The organism is Streptomyces sp. NPDC001889, from assembly GCF_053594535.1.
The window spans coordinates 222,827-242,492 of sequence record NZ_JBSFER010000002.1; the positions used below are offsets into that span (position 1 = coordinate 222,827).

The 19,666-nt window shown below is 75.1% G+C and carries 11 protein-coding genes and 2 riboswitches; of the genes, 4 read left to right on the plus strand and 7 right to left on the minus strand.

Annotated elements, in window-relative coordinates:
- The first annotated feature begins 5 nt into the window (after nt 1-5).
- The 3 genes from ACWCRA_RS02800 to metE all read left to right on the plus strand — a co-directional run bounded on the left by ACWCRA_RS02800 (nt 6) and on the right by metE (nt 8,427).
- Complete coding sequence (locus ACWCRA_RS02800; protein ID WP_451066703.1) at nt 6-4,727, plus strand: non-ribosomal peptide synthetase; 4,722 nt, start codon at nt 6-8, stop codon at nt 4,725-4,727.
- Entirely contained in the window at nt 4,724-5,539 is an 816-nt protein-coding gene (locus ACWCRA_RS02805; protein WP_451066704.1) for an alpha/beta fold hydrolase, read from the plus strand. The genes ACWCRA_RS02800 and ACWCRA_RS02805 overlap by 4 nt, the downstream gene beginning before the upstream one ends.
- Nucleotides 5,540-5,714: 175 nt before the next feature.
- Nucleotides 5,715-5,939: riboswitch (cobalamin riboswitch) on the plus strand.
- 163 nt (nt 5,940-6,102) lie between these two features.
- Nucleotides 6,103-8,427 carry a 5-methyltetrahydropteroyltriglutamate--homocysteine S-methyltransferase gene (gene metE, locus ACWCRA_RS02810; protein WP_351556706.1) on the plus strand — a complete coding sequence of 775 codons (2,325 nt, stop codon included), beginning with the start codon at nt 6,103-6,105 and terminating at the stop codon, nt 8,425-8,427.
- Here metE and ACWCRA_RS02815 read toward each other — a convergent pair.
- Genes ACWCRA_RS02815 through ACWCRA_RS02835 form a run of 5 tightly spaced genes read right to left on the minus strand, consistent with a single transcriptional unit; the run spans nt 8,401 to nt 15,902 of the window.
- A complete protein-coding gene (locus ACWCRA_RS02815) occupies nt 8,401-9,324 on the minus strand; it encodes an ECF transporter S component (protein WP_351556709.1) in 924 nt (307 codons plus the stop codon). The two genes, metE and ACWCRA_RS02815, sit on opposite strands and share 27 nt — an antisense overlap.
- The gene (locus ACWCRA_RS02820; protein WP_351556712.1) at nt 9,321-10,979 is read right to left on the minus strand and encodes an ABC transporter ATP-binding protein; all 1,659 of its coding nucleotides are present in this window, start codon (nt 10,977-10,979) and stop codon (nt 9,321-9,323) included. Before ACWCRA_RS02820 ends, ACWCRA_RS02815 begins: the two co-directional genes overlap by 4 nt.
- Complete coding sequence (locus ACWCRA_RS02825) at nt 10,976-12,163, minus strand: energy-coupling factor transporter transmembrane component T (protein WP_451066705.1); 1,188 nt, start codon at nt 12,161-12,163, stop codon at nt 10,976-10,978. The genes ACWCRA_RS02820 and ACWCRA_RS02825 overlap by 4 nt, the downstream gene beginning before the upstream one ends.
- 5 nt (nt 12,164-12,168) lie before the next feature.
- Nucleotides 12,169-13,131 carry a hypothetical protein gene (locus tag ACWCRA_RS02830; RefSeq protein WP_451066706.1) on the minus strand — a complete coding sequence of 321 codons (963 nt, stop codon included), beginning with the start codon at nt 13,129-13,131 and terminating at the stop codon, nt 12,169-12,171.
- Nucleotides 13,128-15,902 carry a prenyltransferase/squalene oxidase repeat-containing protein gene (locus ACWCRA_RS02835; RefSeq protein ID WP_451066768.1) on the minus strand — a complete coding sequence of 925 codons (2,775 nt, stop codon included), beginning with the start codon at nt 15,900-15,902 and terminating at the stop codon, nt 13,128-13,130. The genes ACWCRA_RS02830 and ACWCRA_RS02835 overlap by 4 nt, the downstream gene beginning before the upstream one ends.
- Nucleotides 15,903-16,218: 316 nt before the next feature.
- A riboswitch (cobalamin riboswitch) is annotated at nt 16,219-16,358 on the plus strand.
- A gap of 103 nt (nt 16,359-16,461) precedes the next feature.
- On the opposite strand from ACWCRA_RS02835, the gene ACWCRA_RS02840 reads away from it, so the two are divergent.
- Nucleotides 16,462-17,874 carry a hypothetical protein gene (locus ACWCRA_RS02840; protein WP_451066707.1) on the plus strand — a complete coding sequence of 471 codons (1,413 nt, stop codon included), beginning with the start codon at nt 16,462-16,464 and terminating at the stop codon, nt 17,872-17,874.
- Nucleotides 17,875-17,949: 75 nt separating this feature from the next.
- Here the strand turns inward: ACWCRA_RS02840 and ACWCRA_RS02845 are convergent, their stop codons facing one another.
- Both ACWCRA_RS02845 and ACWCRA_RS02850 read right to left on the minus strand, forming a co-directional pair.
- Nucleotides 17,950-18,444: a DUF4430 domain-containing protein gene (locus tag ACWCRA_RS02845; protein ID WP_351558916.1), complete on the minus strand. Its 495-nt coding sequence runs from the start codon at nt 18,442-18,444 to the stop codon at nt 17,950-17,952.
- Between the two features lie 328 nt (nt 18,445-18,772).
- The gene (locus ACWCRA_RS02850) at nt 18,773-19,663 is read right to left on the minus strand and encodes a siderophore-interacting protein (RefSeq protein ID WP_351558917.1); all 891 of its coding nucleotides are present in this window, start codon (nt 19,661-19,663) and stop codon (nt 18,773-18,775) included.
- Between the last annotated feature and the right edge of the window lie 3 nt (nt 19,664-19,666).

A 19,666-nucleotide genomic window follows, 5' to 3' on the forward strand; every position in this document is an offset into this window, starting at 1 on the left:
ACCCGGTGGCCCCCAGAGGCAAGCAGGACATCGCCCACGTCCTGGCACTGGGCCCCCTCCAACGGGGGCTGTATTCGCTCAACAGGATGCTCCACAGCACACCGCAGAGCCCACCGGGAACCCCCGGGGAGCCCCGGCGGGCACCGGAGCCGGGGGCGGAGCCGGGGGCGGAACCGGACGGTGCGGCGGACATCTACGCCATCGCCGTCCTGACCGACTTCCACGGACCGCTCGACCCCGGGCGGCTGCGGCGCGCCCTCACCGCGGTGCTGGCCCGCCACCCCCACCTCCTCGCCCGGTTCTGGGACGAGGGGCTGCCGCACCCCGTGCAACTGGTCCCGGCCACCGCGGACTTCCCCTGGCGGGAGATGGAGTCGACCCCCGAGGACTTCCAGGCGTATGTGCGCACCGCGCAGTACGAGCCCTTCGACCTGGCCGAGGGGCCCCCGCTGCGCGCCACCCTGGCCGCGCTGGGACCCGGTCACCACCGGCTGCTGGTCGTCTTCCACCACATCGTCGTCGACGGCTGGTCGGTGCCCCTGTTCTGGCGGGAGCTGGCCGACCGGTACGAGGAGGACGGCCCCGGGCCGGTCGAGCCCTCGCCCGCCTACCCCGAGTACATCGGCTGGCTCCAGCGGCAGGACCGGCAGGGGTCGCTGCGCCGCTGGCGGGAGATGCTCGCCGGGGTGGACGAACCCACCGTGGTCGCGAGCACGGCGCCCCCGGGCGCCGCCCCGCTGCCCCGGCTGACCATGCGCTCCCTGGAGGGGCCGGCGCTCGACGCGCTGCTCGCCCGGGTCCGCTCGCTCAACCTCACGCTGAACACCGTCGCCCAGGTCGCCTGGGCGGTGCTGCTGCACCGGCTGACGGGCCGGGAGGACACCACCTTCGGGGTGACGGTCTCCGGGCGCCCGGAGGAGGTCCCGGGCATCGAGTCGTCCATCGGCCTGTTCATCAACACCGTCCCCGCGCGGATCGAACTGCGTGCGGACGAGCCGCTCGACGCGCTCTGCCGGCGTGTGCAGCGGGACGCCGCCGAGCAGCGCGCCCACGGGTATGTGGGGCTCGGCGAGATCCAGCGGGAGGCCGGCGCGGGCGACCTCTTCGACACCATGATGATCTTCCACAACACGCCGAAGGGAACGGCCAGGGAGACCCTGGACCTCGGCGACGGCGTGACGATGTCGCCCGTCCTCATGGACAGCTACACCCACTACCCGCTGACGGTGGTCCCGTTCCTGCTCGACGGACGGCTGTACGTCAATGTGGACCATGTCGACGCCCTGCTCGGCGGCCTGGACGCGGGGCGGCTCGCCGAGCGGTTCCTGCGCCTGGTCCAGGAGATCGCCCGCGACCCCGGGCGCACCCACCTCGGCCTGGACGCCCTGCTGCCCCACGAGGCGGCGGAGCTGAGGGCCCTGTCCGGCGGGGACACCGCGCCGGCGGACGGCACCGCGCCGGCGGACGGCACCGCGCCGGCGGACGGCACCGCGCCGGCGGACGGCACCGGCCGGCCGGCCGGACCGGCCGACCACGGGGTGCACCGGCTCTTCGAGCGGGCCGCCGACCGGCACCCCCGGCGCACCGCCGTCGTCGACGCCGCCGGGGAACTCGACTACGGGACCCTGGACCGCTGGGCGAACACCGTCGCCCACCGGCTCCGCGCCCTCGGCGTCGGACCGGAGACCCGGGTCGCGGTCGCGCTGCCGCGGACACGCGCGTTCTTCGCGGCCCTGCTCGCCGTGCTGAAGGCCGGCGGCACCCTCGTACCGCTCGATCTCTCCGCGCCGAGGGAGCGCAACACCACCATCGCCGAACTGGCCGGCGCCCGGGTGCTCATCGCCGAGCCCGGGGACCAGGACTGGTGGCGGGGCGAGCGCTGCGCGACCGGTGAGGCCCCCGCCGCCGGCGACGACGGGGCCGGGACCCGCCGGCCGGCCGGCACCACCGCGGCCGACCAGGCGGTGCACACCGTCTTCACCTCCGGCTCCACCGGGGAGCCGAAGGGCGTCATCGCCACCCACCGGGGCCTGCTGGCCCTTCTGGAGGCGCACCGGCGGGAGATCTGGGCCCCCGTCACCGGCGACGGCGAGCGGGTGCTGCGGGTCGGCCACGGCTGGTCGTTCGCGTTCGACGCCAGCTGGCAGCCGCAGCTCGCCCTGCTCGGCGGCCACACCGTCGTCCTGCTCGACGAGGAGGACCAGCGCGACCCGTACCGGCTGGTGCGCAGGGTCCGGGACGACCGGGTGGACATGCTGGACACCTCGCCGTCCATGCTGGGCCGGCTCGCCGAGGCGGGACTGATCGAGGGCGACCGCTGCCCGCTGACCATCCTGGCCCTCGGCGGCGAGGACATACCCCGCAGCGCCTGGGATGTCCTGGCCGGGCTCAAGGGCACCCGGGTGCACAACTTCTACGGCCCGACCGAGATCACCGTGGAGGCCGTCAACGCGCTCGTGGTCGCCGGCGAGGAGCCGCAGATCGGCAGCGCGGCGCCCGGGTCGACGGCCCAGGTGCTCGGCCCGGACCTGCGGCCCGTGCCGGTCGGGGTCCGCGGGGAGCTGTACCTCGGCGGGCTCCAGGTGGCGCGCGGCTACCAGGCACGGCCCGCCCTCACCGCCGAACGGTTCGTCCCCGACCCGGTCACCGGGGAGCGGCTCTACCGCACCGGCGACGTGGTCCGGCGCAACGCGGCGGGCCGGCTGGTCTTCCTCGGCCGGGCCGACGACCAGGTGAAGATCCGCGGCTACCGGATCGAACTCGCCGAGATCGTGGCCGCGCTGGAGACCCGCTCCGATGTGGCCCGCGCGGTCGTGGTGGCCCAGCCGGGAGCGGGGGGACGCGTCCTGGTCGCCTATGTGGTCGCCACCGAGCAGGTGCGCTCCGCCGGCCGCCGGCTCGACCCGGTGGAACTGAGGGAGGACCTGGCCGGGCGCATTCCGCACTACATGGTGCCGGCCCGCTGGGTGGAGCTGGACGCCATCCCGCTGACCGTCAACGGCAAGGCGGATCTGCGCGCCCTGCCGCGCCCCACGGGGAGCGGGGAGTCCTCCGGCGCGTCCCGCCCGCCGGCGACCGCCGCGGAGGAGACGGTGCTCCGGGCGGCCCGCGCCCTGCTGGACGAGCCGCACCTCGGCGTCGACGACGACATGTTCCACCGGGGGATGGACAGCATCGCCACCATCACGCTCGTGGGCGAGCTGCGCCGCGCCGGGATGCACTGCACCCCCCGGACGATCGCCGTCCACCGCACCCCCGCCGAGGTCGCCCGCGCGATCGCCGGCGCGCCCGGTCCGTCCGGGGGCACGGCGGCCGGCGAGGAGGCCGGGGAGACCCGGGTGCGGACCCCCGCGCTGGAGTGGATGCGGCGCCTGGGCACCTACCGGCGCTTCGCCCAGTCACAGCTGATCTCGCTGCCCCGGGGCATCACCGATGCCGAGGCCCACCGGGTGGTGGAACGGGTGCGCGCCGCCCATCCGCAGCTCACCGCCCGCACCGTGCGCGAACCGGACGGCCGGCTCGCCCTGGTCCCGGCCGGGCCGGACGCGGTGCCCGCCGTGCTGGTCGTGGAGGAGTGTCCGCGGCTGACCCCCCGGGCGGTCCTGGAGAGCGCCCACCGCGTCTGGGAGCGGCTCGACCCGGACAACGGCGCGATGATGGTGGGCGCCCTCCTGCGGGAGACGGGGACCGGGACGGCCCGGCTCTTCCTCGCCGTGCACCACGCGGTGGTCGACATCGTCTCCTGGCACGTCCTGCTGGAGGACCTCGCCGCCGCCCACGCGTCCCCCGGCACCCCTCCGCTCGCCGAGGGCACCACCATGGCCCAGTGGTCCCGGGCGCTGGCCGCCCGGGCCGAAGGGCCCGAGCCGCGCGCCCAGCTGGACCACTGGCGCGCCGTGGCACGGGAGAGCGAGCGGGCGCCGAGCATCGCCCGCCGGACCGCCGACCCCGCGGTGCACACCCGGGGACGGCTGGTGTCGCACCGGGTGACGGCCGACGCCGCCACCACCGGCGCGCTGATCCGCTCCGCGCGCACCACACCCGAGAACGCGCTGCTCACGGCCGTGGCCCTGGCGGAGGCCGGCTGGCGGGCGCGTCACGGGCACCCGCCGGACAGCGGGGTCACCGTGGTCCGGGAGGGACACGGCAGACGGGACGACCTGGTCGGCCCTTTCCTCGAAGCCGCCGGCGGACCCGTGGACACCTCGCGGACCGTGGGCTGGTTCAACGTCTTCCACCCCGTCGCCCTCGACACGGGCACGGCCGGTCCCCGGCTCACCCCCCAGGGGGCGCTGGAGGACCGGGGGGCGGCGCTCGCCCTGCTGGAGAAGGTGGGCGGGGAGCTGGCGGCGGTGCCGCACGGCGGGTTCGACCACGGTCTGCTCGGCGAGCCGGCCGCGGCGCGTGCCGAGGTGTTCTTCAGCTATCTGGGCCGGCTCGACCAGGTCGTCGGCGACGACCCGGGCCGCCCGTGGACGCTGGTCGTCGACGACGCGGTGCGGGAGGTCTTCCCGCAGGACAGCGAACCGGACGCGGCCCAGCCGTATCCGCTGGAGCTGATCTGCGCCGTCCACCCCGGTCCCGGGGGCCCGGTGGTGGAGGCGCTCTGGCGGTACGACCCCGGTGTCTGCGACCCGGGGGACATCCAGGAACTGGCCGCCCTGTGGCTCACGGCGCTCACGGCGCTCGCCGCGGCGGTCGAGGGCAACGAGAGGACAGGCGCGTGACCCGGACCATCGAGATCGGTGGCATCACCCTCGCGTACGAGGAGTTCGGCGGCGGGGACCCGGTCGTCCTCGTCATGGGCGCCGGCTCGCCGGGCCGGGTGTGGCGCCCCCACCAGGTGCCCGCGCTGGTCGCGGCCGGGCTGCGCGTGATCGTCTTCGACCCCCGGGGCGTGGGCGGCAGCTCCCCCTGCCCCGAGGGCTTCACCCTGGACGACCTCACCGACGACCTGGCCGGCCTGGTCGAGAAGGTGGCCGGGGGACCCGCCCATGTGGTGGGCACCTCGCTCGGCGCCCGGACCGCCCAGCAACTGGCGCTGACCCGGCCCGACCTGGTCGACCGGCTGGCCCTGCTGGCGACCCGGGGCCGCACGGACGCGGCGCTCTCGGTCTTCTCGCAGGCCCAGATCGCCCTGCACGACCACCGCGTGGCCCTCCCCGAGGAGGTGCGGGCCGCGCTGGGCGCGCTGGCCAATCTCTCGCCCGCCAGCCTGCGGGACGAGATCGAGGCCGAGGACTGGCTCGCCATCCTCGCCATGGCACCGGCCACCCCGTCGGCCGGAGTCCGGGAGCAGTTCGTCGCCGCGCTCACCGGATTCCCGCCGAGCGTCTCCGCGTTCGCCGCCATCACCGCGCCGACCCTGGTGGTCTCCTTCGCCGACGACCGGCTCTCCCCGCCGCATCTGGGCCGGGAGATGGCCGACGCCATTCCGGGCGCCCGCTCGGAGACCGTGGCCGGCGCCGGGCACTTCGGCTATCTGGAGCGGCCCGCCGAGGTGAACCGGCTCCTGGTGGAGTTCCTCACCGGAGCCTGAGCCGGCCGGGAGGCGCCGGGGTCCCCGGACCGCCGCATCTCCGCCCCGCCGGACCGGGCCCTGTCCTCGCACACCGCGCCGGACAGGGCCCGGCCCATGAGCCGGGGGAGCCGCCCGTGTCCCATGTCACGGTCCGGGATGTGAGCGGTACTGTCCGAACCCGGACGATCCCTCTAGGCTGACGGACGCAGCTGGTTCGCCCTGCCCGCCAGGCAGGCGCGTCGCAAGAGGGAACCCGGTGGGAATCCGGGACTGCCCCGCAGCGGTGAGCGGGAACGACCGCCGTCATGAGCACTGGAGCCGGGAAACGGTTCTGGGAAGCGACGGCCAGTAGGTGTCCACCGGGAGACCGGCGGACGCGCCCGCGAGTCCGAAGACCTGCCCGCTGTCCGCGCACGGCCCCCGCCGGCGCGGCCATCCCGGTGACCTCGTGGGCGGGTCGGCGACCAGAGCAGGCGGACCGGCGCGCCCCGTGCGCGCCGTGGACCCGTCCGTTGTGGCACCCCCTTCGCGCTCTCGTCCCGTCCCGGGATTCAACGAGACATCTCGCGAAGGAGAGTTCCGTGACAGCGCAGTCCGCAGCCGCGGCAGCACGGGCCACCGTGTACGGCTACCCCCGCCAGGGACAGAACCGGGAACTGAAGAAGGCCATCGAGGGGTACTGGAAGGGCCGCGTCACCGCCGACGCCCTCCGGGAGACCGCGGCGGGCCTCCGCCGGACCAACTGGCGGCAGCTCGCCGACGCCGGTGTCCACGAGGTGCCGACCGGTGACTTCTCCTACTACGACCACATGCTGGACACCAGTGTCATGGTCGGCGCTGTTCCCGAGCGGCACCGCGACGCCGTCGCGGCGCACCCCCTCGACGGCTACTTCGCCATGGCGCGCGGCACCCAGGACGTCGCGCCCCTGGAGATGACCAAGTGGTTCGACACCAACTACCACTACCTGGTCCCCGAACTCGGCCCCGGCACCGTCTTCACCGCCGACTCCGCCAAGCAGGTGGCCGAGGTGAAGGAGGCCCTCGCCCTCGGCCACCGCCCCCGCCCGGTCCTCGTCGGACCGGTCACCTATCTCCTGCTGGCCAAGCCCGCCCCCGGGGTGGCGGCGGACTTCGACCCGCTGACCCTCCTCGACCGGCTGCTGCCGGTGTACGCCGAGGTCCTCGCCGACCTGCGCGCCGCCGGCGCCGAGTGGGCACAGCTCGACGAGCCCGCGCTGGTCCAGGACCGCACCCCGGCCGAGCTGAACGCCGCCGCCCGCGCCTACCGCGACCTCGGCGCGCTCGCCGACCGCCCCAGGCTGCTGGTCGCGTCCTACTTCGACCGCCTCGGCGAGGCGCTGCCCGTTCTCGCCAAGGCCCCCGTCGACGGCCTCGCCCTCGACTTCACCGAGCGCGCCGCCGGCAATCTCGCCGACCTCGCCGCCATCGGCGGACTGCGCGACAAGCGGCTGGTCGCCGGTGTCGTCAACGGCCGCAACATCTGGATCAACGACTACGAGAAGTCCCTGGCCACCCTCGGCACGCTCCTCGGCCTCGCCGACCGGGTCGACGTGGCCACCTCCTGCTCACTCCTCCACGTCCCGCTGGACGCCGCCGCCGAACGCGACATCGACCCGCAGATCGCCCGCTGGCTCGCCTTCGCGAAGCAGAAGACGGCCGAGATCGTCACCCTCGCGCGCGGCCTCTCCCAGGGCACCGGCGCCATCGCCGGCGAACTCAGCGCCAACCGGGCCGACCTGGCCTCCCGCGCCGGTTCCGCCCTCACCCACGACCCGGCGGTACGGGCCCGTACCGCCGCCGTCACCGACGCGGACGGCCGCCGCTCCCAGCCGTACCCCGAACGGACCGCCGCCCAGCGCGCCCGCCTCGGCCTGCCGCTGCTGCCCACCACCACCATCGGCTCGTTCCCGCAGACCGCCGAATTGCGCACCGCCCGCGCCGATCTGCGCGCCGGGCGCATCGACACCGCCGGCTACGAGGAGCGCATCAGGGACGAGATCCGCGATGTCCTCGCCTTCCAGGAGAAGGCCGGGATCGACGTGCTGGTGCACGGCGAGCCCGAGCGCAACGACATGGTGCAGTACTTCGCCGAGCAGCTCACCGGCTATCTGGCCACCCAGCACGGCTGGGTCCAGTCCTACGGCACCCGCTATGTCCGCCCGCCGGTCCTCGCCGGGGACATCTCCCGCCCCGACCCGATGACCGTCCGCTGGACCTCCTGGGCCCAGTCGCTCACCGAACGGCCCGTCAAGGGCATGCTCACCGGGCCGGTGACCATGCTCGCCTGGTCCTTCGTCCGCGACGACCAGCCGCTCGGCGACACCGCCCGGCAGGTCGCGCTCGCCCTGCGCGACGAGGTCGGCGACCTGGAGGCCGCGGGCACCTCCGTCATCCAGGTCGACGAGCCCGCCCTGCGCGAGACCCTCCCGCTGCGCGCCGCCGACCACGCCGGCTACCTCGCCTGGGCCACCGAGTCCTTCCGCCTCACGACCAGCGGCGTACGGCCGGGCACCCAGATCCACACCCATATGTGCTACGCCGAGTTCGGCGACATCGTCCAGGCCATCGACGACCTCGACGCCGATGTCATCAGCCTGGAGGCCGCCCGCTCCCATATGCAGGTCGCCCGGGAACTCGCCGAGCACGGCTATCCGCGCGAGGCCGGGCCCGGGGTCTACGACATCCACTCCCCGCGCGTCCCCAGCGCCGAGGAGGCCGCCGCTCTGCTGCGCGAGGGCCTTGAGGCCATCCCCGCCGAGCGGCTCTGGGTCAACCCCGACTGCGGCCTCAAGACCCGCGGCTGGCCCGAGACCCGCGCCTCCCTGGAGAATCTGGTCGCCGCCGCCCGCGAAGTCCGCTCAGGGCTGACCACCGGGGGCGCCTGACCGCGCCGGGCCGGGACGGGCCCCCGGGTCCGTCCCGGCCCGGGGCCCGTCCCGCTCCGCGGGCTCCTGGGACTCCCCGGCCCCCTGGGGCGCGGCGAAGCGGACCGGGGCCTGGAAGCGCGCCTTCCGGGCGGCTCTGCGCAGAACCGTCAGCACCGCGGGGCCCGCCAGGATGACGCAGAGGAAGGTGGTGACGGCGCGCCCCGTGTCCCAGCCCAGGGAGGTGGCGATGTCGAAGGCGATGTAGCGCTGCCACTGCTCGGTGAAGGGCAGCCCGGGGAGATACGCGATGGAGCTGTCCGGGTCCAGCGAGAACGGCCAGAAGGAGAGGTTGAGCAGAAAGCCGAAGAGATAGCCGGAGAACGAGCCGTAGACGGCGAGCAGCACGATCTCACGGCGGCCGGTGGCCCGGGGAAGGAGCCCGGCGAGCATGCCGACGAAGGCGCAGCCGAACATCTGGTACGGCATCCACGGCCCCACCCCGCCGGTGATCAGGGCGGACGCGAACAGCGAGGTGCAGCCGAGGGTGAAGCCGAACCCGGGGCCGTAGACCCGTCCCGCCAGGACCAGGAGGAAGAACACCGTCTCGATGCCCGCGGTCCCCGCGCCCAGCGGCCTCAGCGCCGCGTTGACGGCGGAGAGGACCCCCAGCATGGCCAGGGCCTTCGAGCTGATCCCGCCCTCCGCGATCTCCGAGACCACCACGCACAGGACCAGCACGAGCAGCACTCCGAAGATCAGCGGCGGCGCGTAGTGCGAGGCGAACGTTCCGGGGGCGACGAGGAACGGCCAGAAGAAGGCGACGACTCCGAGGAGGGCCGCCATGGCGATCACGACCGCGGCGCGCGGGCCGACGCGGATCGCCGTCGCGGCGCGGGGGAGCGCGGGGAGCGTCATGAGCCCGCCCCGCCGCCCGGGAGCACCGAGGCGGCCTGGGCCACCGTGAGATACGGCAGCGGCGCCAGGATCTTCGCGACCTGCGGGGCGAAGACGGGCGAGGCGACGATGACCTCGGTGGTCGGACCGTCCGCCACGACATCGCCCTCGGCCAGCACCACGACCCGGTCGGCGGCCCGGGCGACGAACTCGACATCGTGGGTGGAGATCACCACCGCCCGCCCCTCGGCCGCGAGGCCGTCGACGATCCGGATCAGCTCCGCCTTGGCCCGGTAGTCGAGCCCGCGCGTCGGCTCGTCCAGCAGCACGACCCGGGGGGCGGCGGCGAGCTGGATCGCCAGCACCAGGGCCAGCTTCTGCCCCTCGGAGAGATCCCGGGGATGGGTGGTGCCGTCGATCCCGGGCGCGAGCCGGTCCAGGACCGCCCGGGCGCCGGGGCCCGGCCGGCCGGTCAGGGACTCCCGGTCGGCCTGGTCGAGTTCCTGCCCGACGCTCTCCAGATACAGCAGATCGGTGGGTGTCTGCGGTACGAGGCCGACGAGCCGGCGCGCGTCGGCCGGGGGGAGTCCGCGCGGATCGGCCCGCTTCCCGGTCACCGCCGACACGACCTCGACGGTCCCCGCCGCCCGGGGGCCCGAGCCCTGGAGCGCCCACAGCAGGGAGGACTTCCCGGAGCCGTTGCGGCCCATCAGCGCGGTGACGCGGCCGCCGTGCAGGTCGAGATCCACCTCGCGGACCGCCGGAACGCGCCGGTGGCTCACGGTGATCCCGCGCGCCGTCAGCAGCGGCGGCCCCCCGGCCGCAGCGGGCGCCACCGGCGGCCGGGCCGGGGGCGGGGGCACGGGGGCGAGCCGGGTGCGCAGCGGGGCCGCCGCCCGGCGGGCGTCCCGGATGGAGAGCGGCAGCGGGGACCAGCCCGCCGCCCGGCCCAGCTCCACGATCGGCGGCGCGATGGAGGACGTGCGGAAGACCTCGGCGGGCGTCCCGGACACCACCCGGCCGGCGCCCGGAAGATGGATGACCCGGTCGGCGTACTGCACGACCCGTTCGAGGCGGTGCTCCGCGACGAGGACGGTCACGCCGAGGTCGTGGACGAGCCGGGTCACGGCGGAGAGCACCTCCTCCGCCGCCGACGGGTCGAGGGCCGAGGTGGGTTCGTCGAGGACCAGGACACGGGGATGGGCGGTGAGCACCGAGCCGATGGCCACGCGCTGCTGCTGGCCGCCGGAGAGTTCGTACAGGGCGCGGTGGCGCAGATCGGCGAGGCCCAGCAGGTCGAGCGTCTCCTCGACGCGCTTGCGCATGGTGGCCGGCGGGACGGCCAACTGCTCCATGGCGTAGGCGAGTTCCTCCTCCACGGTGTCGGTGACGAAGCCGTCCAGGGGGTCCTGGCCCACCACCCCGACCACATCGGCGAGTTCACGCGGCGGATGGCCGGCCGTGTCGCGGCCGTCGACGGTGACCCGCCCGTACAGGGTGCCGCCGGTGAAGTGCGGCACCAGACCGTTGACGGCGCCCAGGAGGGTCGACTTGCCCACACCGGTGTGCCCGACGACCAGGCAGAGTTCCCCCTCGTCCACCGTCAGGTCGACATCGCGCAGAACGGGTTCCGCCCGGTCCTCGTACTGGACGCTGACCCGGTCGAAGGTGATCATGTGGCGGCCTCGGTGCGCTGGGGCGGTACGGGCGGGGGGACGGGCGCCGGGGCGGGTGCCGTCGGCGGGGGCGCGAGGAATCCGGCGGCCCCGGCGAGCAGGATCGCGGCGGTCGGCACCAGCGGGAGCGTGGGCCAGCTCAGCGGATGGATGGACGGGTTGAGTTCGGCGGCGTCGAAACCCGTGTTGCCGAAGAGGACGACCGCCGAGAGCACCCCGCAGCCGGCGACCGCCCACTCGGCGAGGCGCCAGGGGTCCGGGCGGTAGGTGGTGCGGGTGACCCGCCGGCCGCCGAGGCGCAGCCCGGCGACACAGAGCAGCGCCCCGGCCGCCATCGCGGGCAGCCCGAGGAGCCGGGGCGCGGTGGCGTCCAGCAGGCCGTACGCCCCGGCGCACAGCCCGCACATCCCGGACAGCATCAGCGCCCCGGTGAGCCGCCGCGAGGCCCGGGTGGCCGTGCCCGCCCGGCCGTAGCCGCGCGAGTCCATGGCGGCGGCCAGCCGCAGGGAGCGTTCGAGCGCGTCCTCCAGCACCGGCACGACGATCCCGCGCAGGGCGCGGAGCCCCCTGGTCCGCCCGGCGCGCAGCCGCCGCGCCCGGTGCACGCGCTGGACGCTCTGCACGAGCTGCGGGGCGACGCTGAGCGAGACGGTGACGGCGGCCCCCAGCTCGTACAGCGCCCCGGGCAGCACCCGCAGGGCGCGCTTGGGGTTGGCGAGCGTGTTGGCCGCGCCGACGCAGCACAGCATGCAGGCGATCCGCAGCCCGTCGGTGGCGGCGGAGAGCAGCGCCTCCAGCGAGACGGGGCCGCCGATCTCGATGCCGGCGTACCAGTCGGGCGTCGGGACGCGCGGGAGGGAGAAGAGGAAGTGGTCGCGCGGGGTGATGCCGGTGGCGAACACGGCGCGGAACACCACCCGGATCGCCACCACGATCAGCGCGAGCCAGAGGTAGTACGTGAACCCCCGGGCCCAGGGGGCCTCGGTGCGGCGCGCGGTGATCACATAGCCGAGGACGGCGAGGACGAGGAACAGCAGCAGCGGATTGTTGGTGCGGCTGACGGCGGTGGCGAGGGCGAGGGCCCAGATCCACCAGGCCACGGGGTGGAGGGTGCGGGGCAGCCGCCGTCCGCCCGCGTCCGGCTGCGGGGCGGTGGCGGGCGGGCGGGTGACGGGGGCGGCCATCGGCGCTAGCCGGCGCGGCGGCGGCGTCTGGCCGCGACCACGGCGGCGCCGGCGACGGCGAGGATCAGTCCGCCGGCGGCGAGCACGGGGAGGAACGACCCCGAGTCGTGCCCGGCGTCCCCCGCCGGGGCGGCGTCGACGATCTCGGCGGCCTCCGTCACGGTGCCGCTCCCGGGCGCGGTGGCGGGGGGCCGCGAGGAGGACGGCGGTGCGCTCGGGGGGACCGGCGCGGACGTCCGGGAGGAGGGCTTCCTCTTCGGCGGGGCGGAGGCCGTCACCGGCGGGGTGGCGGTGGGCCGCGTCCGGGTGGGAGCGGGGGCGGGGACGGCCGTCCGGGTCGGGGCGGGACCGGTGCCGGTCCCGGGCGGCGGGTCCGTCCTCTCCGTGGGCCGGGAGCCGGCGGGCGCCCCGCCCCCGGTGGGCCGGGTGTTGCGGGCGCGCAGCTGGTCGGGGGTGACGCTCGGACGGCCCGTGGTGCCTTCGAGGTCGGTGCCGCCGAAGATCCAGAGATCGACGCTGCCGGGCTTCGGCCTGTAGAGCATCGCGCCCAGCCGGCTGTACTCCCAGGTGTTCTCCCCGGCGTCGGCGTGCCAGTACGACCAGTAGGCGGACGCGGGCGGGGTCAGTACGCAGTCGTCCTGCTCGGGCGGCGGGAACTGCTTGCCGCCGCGGTGGCCGCTGTACCCGATCCGGCAGATGAACGCCGGACCGTCGTGGCCCGTGCCGGTGGTCCGCCAGCCGCCCTGGTTGAGGAGTTCGTGGCCGGTCGTCGGCGTGGTGCCGCACGAGCGGTGGATCGGACCGCCCCAGGTGCTGAAGTCGACGGCCAGGACGGCGCCGGAGGTGGTGGTGCACCGGCCCATGGGCTGCGGGGCGGCGGAGGCGGGGCCGGTGGTCGCGCCCAGGGCCGCGCCCACCAGGCCCAGGGCGACGGCCGGCCGGGCCGTGCGGGCGGCGAACCCTCTCATGACGGGCTCCCTTCCCGGGTGCGGCGGCGGTCGCGGAACACCGCGGTCAGGGCGAGGCCCGTCAGGACCAGCGCGGCGGAGCCGGCCGCGAGCGAGGCCGCCGGGACGCCGGTGGAGGCCAGTTCACCGCCGGAGCCGTGGGCCCGGTCGCCGCCGGTGTCCGTGCCGGCGGTGCCGTCCGCTCCGTCCGTACCGTCCGTGACGATGTCGGGGGTGGACGACGAGGACGGCGAGGGGCTCGGCGAGGGGGTGGGCGCGGGCGCGGGCTGCGGGCTCGTACCGCTCAGATCGCGGGTCAGCGTCCCGAAGGAGACACCGGTGCTGCCCCCCACGGCCTGGGTCGAGGCGCGCAGATCGGAGCCGCGCTGGCCCTCCTTCGCGACATTGAAGCCGCCGTCGCCGTTCTGCCGCGCGGCCAGGAACTTCCGCGCCTTGGCGATCTGCTTGCCGTACCGGGGGGCGTCCAGCGACAGGCCCTGCACCGCGAGGGCGGCGGAGTTCACGGAGTTCCCGGCGGCACCGGGGAAGCCGCCATCGGCGAACTGCCGGGTCGCGATCCACGCGAGGGCCCGGTCGACGGCCCTGTCGGTCCCCGGCTCCCCGACGAGGTCCAGGGCCATGGCGGCGATGGCCGTGGAGTCCACGTCGGAGTCGCCGGTGGAGGGGACGAGGCTGGGCCAGGCGCCGGAGGAGTGCTGAAGGCTCCCCAGGTAGGCGACGGGGGCCGCCGCCGCGCTCTTCTCACCGGCCCTGAGCTGCGCGATGACCGCGAGCGACTGGGCGAAGACGGAGGGCGCCCAGGTGTAGGCGCCCCGCGCGGGACAGCTGCGGTCCGGGGCGGCGCTGGGCCGGGCGCAGACGGCCTTCGCGAGCCCCGCGATCAGATCCTCGCCGGCGAAGTCGCGCGGGTCGCGGCCGACGGCCTGGGCGAGCACGGCGGTCTTGCCGATGTAGCCGCCGCCGGCGTACGCGGTGCCCAGCTTGGTCCAGTCGTGGACGGTGCGGCCCTCGCCGTCCTCGCCGCCGCCGTCCAGGAAGTCGACGACGCCCCGCAGCTTGCCGTTGTCGAGACCGGTCGCGGCGAGCGCGTAGGCGCCGTCGATGGTGAGGCCGAAGTCCGCCCGCGCGGGGGCGCCGCCGGTGCCGTAGAACCGCCCCTGCCGGAGGTTGGCCGCGCCGGTCAGATAGGCGACCCCCTTCTTCAGGTCGGGTCCCTCGCCGTCGCCGGCCGGCGGCTCGGTCGGGGGCCCGGTCGGGGGCTTGGCCGGGCGGGGCTCCGTGGTCAGCCGGGCGAGACTGGTGTCCTTCCCGGCGAGGACGGCGACCGAGGTCGCGTAGACGGACGCGTCCGTCGCGTCCTCATCGAACCTGAAGCCCCCATCGGGGAGTTGCTGCCGGGAGAGCCAGGAGACGGCGGCGTCGGCACGGACGGTGTCGCCGAGGGCCCGCAGCGCCTGGGCGGCGTACGCGGTGGAGATCACATGGCCCGTGGTGCTCCCGGTCCAGCCGGGGAAGGCGCCGCTGGGGAACTGGCTCTTCCGCAGATAGGTGCGCGCCTTGCCCAGCTGCCCCGGGTGACCGCCGGCCTTGCGCAGCGCCAGGACGGCCGCACCCGTGCTGAGGAGATCGCCGTCGCAGACGGTGTGGCCGAGGCTCGCGGCGAAACCGCCGCTCCGGCACTGGGCCCGGGTCAGCCGGGTCACCGCGTGGGCCGGGGGCCGTTCACCGCCCCGCAGCAGCGCCAGCAGCGCCAGCGCCTGCGCCTCGGTGTACGTCGCGTTGCGGAAGTCGCCCCGGGCGGTGCACCCGGGAACGTGGACACCGGAGTCCGAACCGGTCGGACAGACATGGTCGGCGAGACCGGTGAGCAGATCGTGCCCGCCGACATCGCGCGGGTCCTTCTCGGTGCTGGTGGCGACCAGCGCGAGACGGGCCGCCGCCGCCGCGTCCGGGGCCGCGTCCGTCCCCTCCGGGTAGGCGTAGGCCGTCGCCCGGGAGCCGAGGAAGGCGGCGATCCGGTCCACGGTGCGGCTCCGGCCGTCCGCCGCGGCGAGCGCGTACGCGGCCTCGGTGGTCAGCAGATGGTTGGGGGTTTCGCCGCCGTCGTCCACCACCCGGTCGCCGCGGGTCAGCTTGCCCCGCACCCAGGAGGCGGCCTTGGCGATGTTCACCTCACCCGGCGGAACGGCGGGGGCCTCGGGGTCGGGAGCCGGTGGCAGGCCCTCCGCGCGGACCTCGTCGGGGCTGAAGTCCGGCTTGCCGGTGCTGCCGCCGACGTCGGTGCCGCCGTAGACCCACGCGTCCACGTCGCCCGGCTTCGGCCGGCGGTCCATCGCCCCGTGATGGCTGTAGCTCCACTCCGATGCGTCCCGCGAGGCGACCCAGTACGACCAGTACGCGGTGGCCTGCGGGGTGAGCACGCAGTCCTCGGTCGCCGGAGTCGGGTACTGCCTGCCGGAGTCGAACGAGCCGTGACCGATCCGGCAGATGAACGCGGGGCCGTCGTGACCGGTCCCGGCGGTGGTGAAACCGGCCTCGCGCAGCAGCTCGTAGCCGGTGGTGGGGGTGGTGTCGCAGCCGCGCGCGACACCGCCGCCGAAGGGGCCGAAGTCCACCGCGACGATGGCGCCCCGGGTGGCCGTGCACCGGTTGACCGGATCGGCCGCGGCCGGGGGAGCGGCGGCCAGGGACACACCCGTGCCCGCGAGCAGGACCACCGCCGTCACCAGCGCGGCCGGGCCCGCCCACCGTCTCCGTACGCCTGTCCCCACCACGGCCCCTCGTGTCCTCCGGGCGGCAGGGCGTGGCGGAGGGGCTCCGTCCGCTTCGAGTTCGAGCGGGGCACGGGGAGAGCCGGTCGACCACGCCGTAGTCCGCGACGGCGCTTCTCGCTGGAATCAGTCCTTCAGGCAATCCGGCTCGCCCGGCTGCTGCCGGGCCCACGGTTGCGGGTCAGCGCCGGAATTCGACCGGCTTTCCCTGAAGTTGAGTCTGTATCAGCGGGATTGGAACACGCGGACGAAGACAGCGTCAAGGTGACCTGAATCCCACCCGCGCGGTCCGGGGCCGCTGTGCTTCCCGCTCTGGTGGCCGGGTGGTCTCTCCGGTAGCGTCCAGGGCTGCCACATGGGGGAATCCGGTGCGAATCCGGGGCTGACGCGCAGCGGTGTGGGACGGCACGAGGGCCGTACCGAGCCCGAATGCCCATGCGGTGAAGCAGCATTCGACGCCGTACCACGCGCTTGGACGACGGCCCCGCACCCCCCGGCCGGGAGGGCTCCCTTCGGCATGGGTGCCGCCGGAGTCCCTGTCATCACAGGAGTGGCCCCCATGTCCCGTCCTCCGACCTCCCGACGCCTCGCCCTGGCGATCCCCGCCGCGCTCGGGGCCTTCGCCCTGACCGTGCTCCCCGCGTCCGCGACCTCGTCCCCCGCGCAGATCGCCACCTCGAAGACGAACGGTGTCGCCTACCTCAAGTCCCTTCAGGCCGCGGACGGTTCCTACGCCGGGTCCGGCCTCTCCAGCGAGTGGGCCTTCGGCGCCTTCGCCGCGGCCGGCACCGCCGTCGCCGATGTCGCCCCCGGCGGCGACACCACCAAGAACGCCCGCACCGTCTACCGGAACCTGCTCTCCACCGCGGCCTGGCCCTCCGCCACCCCGGTCGTCACGGACTACGAGCGCGCCACGCTGAACGCCTACGCCGCGGGCATCGACCCGGCCCGGGTCTCCCCGTCCCGCAATCTCATCGCGGACATCTACGGCTACTGGCAGACCGCCGAGGCTGGCTACTTCGGCCCCTCGGGCAACTTCAACGGCACGGTCTTCGCCGCGCTCGCCCTCAACGGGGCCAGGACGCAGAGCGGCGCCCAGCGCGTCCCCCAGGCCCTCGCCGACCGGATAACCACCCGGGTCCGGGCCAACCAGCACAACGACGGCGGCTGGGACTACCAGAAGGCCGAGGGCAACCCGACCCGTCTCAACGCACCCAGCGACGTGGACATGACCGGCGCCGCCATGGCGGCCCTGTGCACCGCCGGAGTCCCGAACACGGACGCCGACATCGTGCAGGCCAAGGCGTTCCTCAAGACCAGACTGCTCCCCGCGAACGGGGCCTTCGACTCCCTGTACGGCGCCAACACCAACTCCAACGGCTGGGCCGTCGCCGGGCTCAACGCCTGTGGCATCAACCCGCAGACCGGCGACTTCCTCACCTCGATGGGCAGGACCCCGGTCGACTTCCTCATCGCCAACCAGTACAACCCCGGCGGCGGCTTCAAGTACAAGCCGACCGACACCACGCCCTCCGCCTACTCCTCCGTCGACGCCCTGCGCGCCGTCGCGGGCGGCGGCTTCACCGCCGCCCCGCCCACGCCGGTCACGGCGGGCGCGCCGCGATGGGTGGCGGCGAGCGCCTTCACCCCGGGGACGGCCACCGAACTCGCCCTCACCGTCGACGACGGCGCGGGGGCGCTCAAGGTCTGCTCCGTGGCCCTCACGCCCACCGGCGCCACGACCACCCTCGGAAACGTGCTGGACGCCGCCGCTTCGGCGGCGACACCGGCCGGCTGTGTGACCGCCGTGACGCCCTCGTCGGGCACCGGCGCGATCACCGCGCTCAACGGCAAGGCCAACAGCGGCTCCGGCACCTGGAAGGTGAGCACGGACGGCTCGGCCCTCGCCGCCGCCTCCCGCGCCCGGGTGATCAACGTCGGGGACACGATCGCCCTGCGCTGGGGAGCCTGACCGCCGGCCCGGCGGGGGCCCGTGAACCGAACGGGTTCACGGGCCCCCGCCGGGGGCGCCGGATCGGCGGACGGATCAGAAGCCGGTCCAGGTGAACGACACCCGGTCCCCGGTCCGGATCTTGAACTGGCAGCCCCCGACCGGGGTCGGGGTGCCGTTCACCGCGATGCTCCAGTAGGCACTGCCGCCGCCGCTGACGCCCTTGATCGTCTCGACGAAGAAGTCCTCGAACGAGGGGTACCAGGCGCCGTCCCAGGTGAAGTGGTGCTTGCGCGCCGCGTCGTCGAGGGCGGCGGTGGGCGTGGGAACCGCCGTCGGATGGGCTCCGCCGTTGGTGCCGTCGCACGCGTGGGTGCCACCGGTGGCGGTGGTGACGTCATGGCCCTTGGTTCTGACTCTCCCCTGGAAGAGCACCCCGTCGGGGCCGGTGACGGTCAGCCGCACCTTGACCGGGGCGTTGGTCGTGGTGGGCGCGTGGTGGGCGGTGGCGGTGGCGGGAGCGGTGGTGAGGGCGAGACCGAGGGCCGCGGCGGCGACGGCGGTACGGCGAATCAGGGTGGGGCGGCGCATGAACTGCCTTCCTGGCGTGGTCCTGGCGGTCCGCGCGGCACACCGGGGGCCCGGCTCGGGATGTGCGGGAGCCCCTCGCGGCTGTGGTCCGGCGCCGGACTCCCACCGGCTTCCCCGGGCCGTGCACACGCGCGACCGCGGCCCTGATGAGGACCAGGGCTGCCGCATGGTACGCCGCCCCGCGCCGGCCGCGCCATGGGACGCGTCCGGCGCCGCGCCGCCCAACGGCGGTGCCGTCACTCCTCGTTGACCGCGCGGGCGGCAGCCGGCCGGGGCAGCGTCCCGGAGGCCCCGGAGGACCCCGGCCGGGCGGGGCGGCACCGGCCGCTCAGAGACCCAGCCCGCTCAACCGGTCCTCGTACGCGATGGCGACGTCCTCCGGGTCCTCCGCCGGCGCCTCCCACAGGGCCTCCAGCTCCGCCTTCACGGTCGCGGGCAGGGCCTCCCAGCGCTCCGTCCACGAGTCGGCGTTCGGCACCCAGTAGCCGACGACCTTGAAACGGCCGGAGGGCAGCGACAGGGTCTTGCGGAGGTGCTTGCGCACGGAGCGCAGGGCGGTGGTCTCGCCCGCCGTCCAGAGGTAGGTCCCCGTCAGATCGCTGTCCTCGGGCAGTGCCGTGGTGACCAGCTCCGCGAGCCGGCTCGGGGAGTGCCCGTTGCCGCCGTAGGTCCAGGTGACCTTGGTGCCCGGGTGGGTCGGGAGGGGCTGTACGGACGCCTCGTCCGGGACTTCGAGGATCACCCTGGTGGCGACGGAGTCCGGGGTGTTCTCCAGAATCCGGGCGACGGCGGGCAGCCCGGTCTGGTCCGCGATCAGGATCTGGCGGGCCAGGTCGGCGGGCGGGTCGTAGAGCGCGGTGGGGGAGTTGAGACCCACCGGGTCACCGGGGCGGGCCGCCGCGGCCCAGGTGGCCGCCACCCCGTGGTCGTGCAGGACGAAGTCGATATCGATCTCGGCGCGTTCGGGCCGCACCGCGCGGATGGTGTAGGTCCGCATCGGGGCGGTCGGGCGGCCCTCGGGGGTCTCCCAGCTCCCGTCCGCCGCGACCGGCAGGGAGAGGTCGAGCCGGTCGGGTCCGTGCGGGAAGAACAGCCGGACGTACTCGTCGCCGACGCCCGTGGAGACGAAGTCCGGCAGATCCCCGCCGGTCAGGGTCACCCGGACCATGGTCGCGGTGAGGGGCGTGACCCGGGCCACGGTGGCGCGGTAGATCTCCATGGT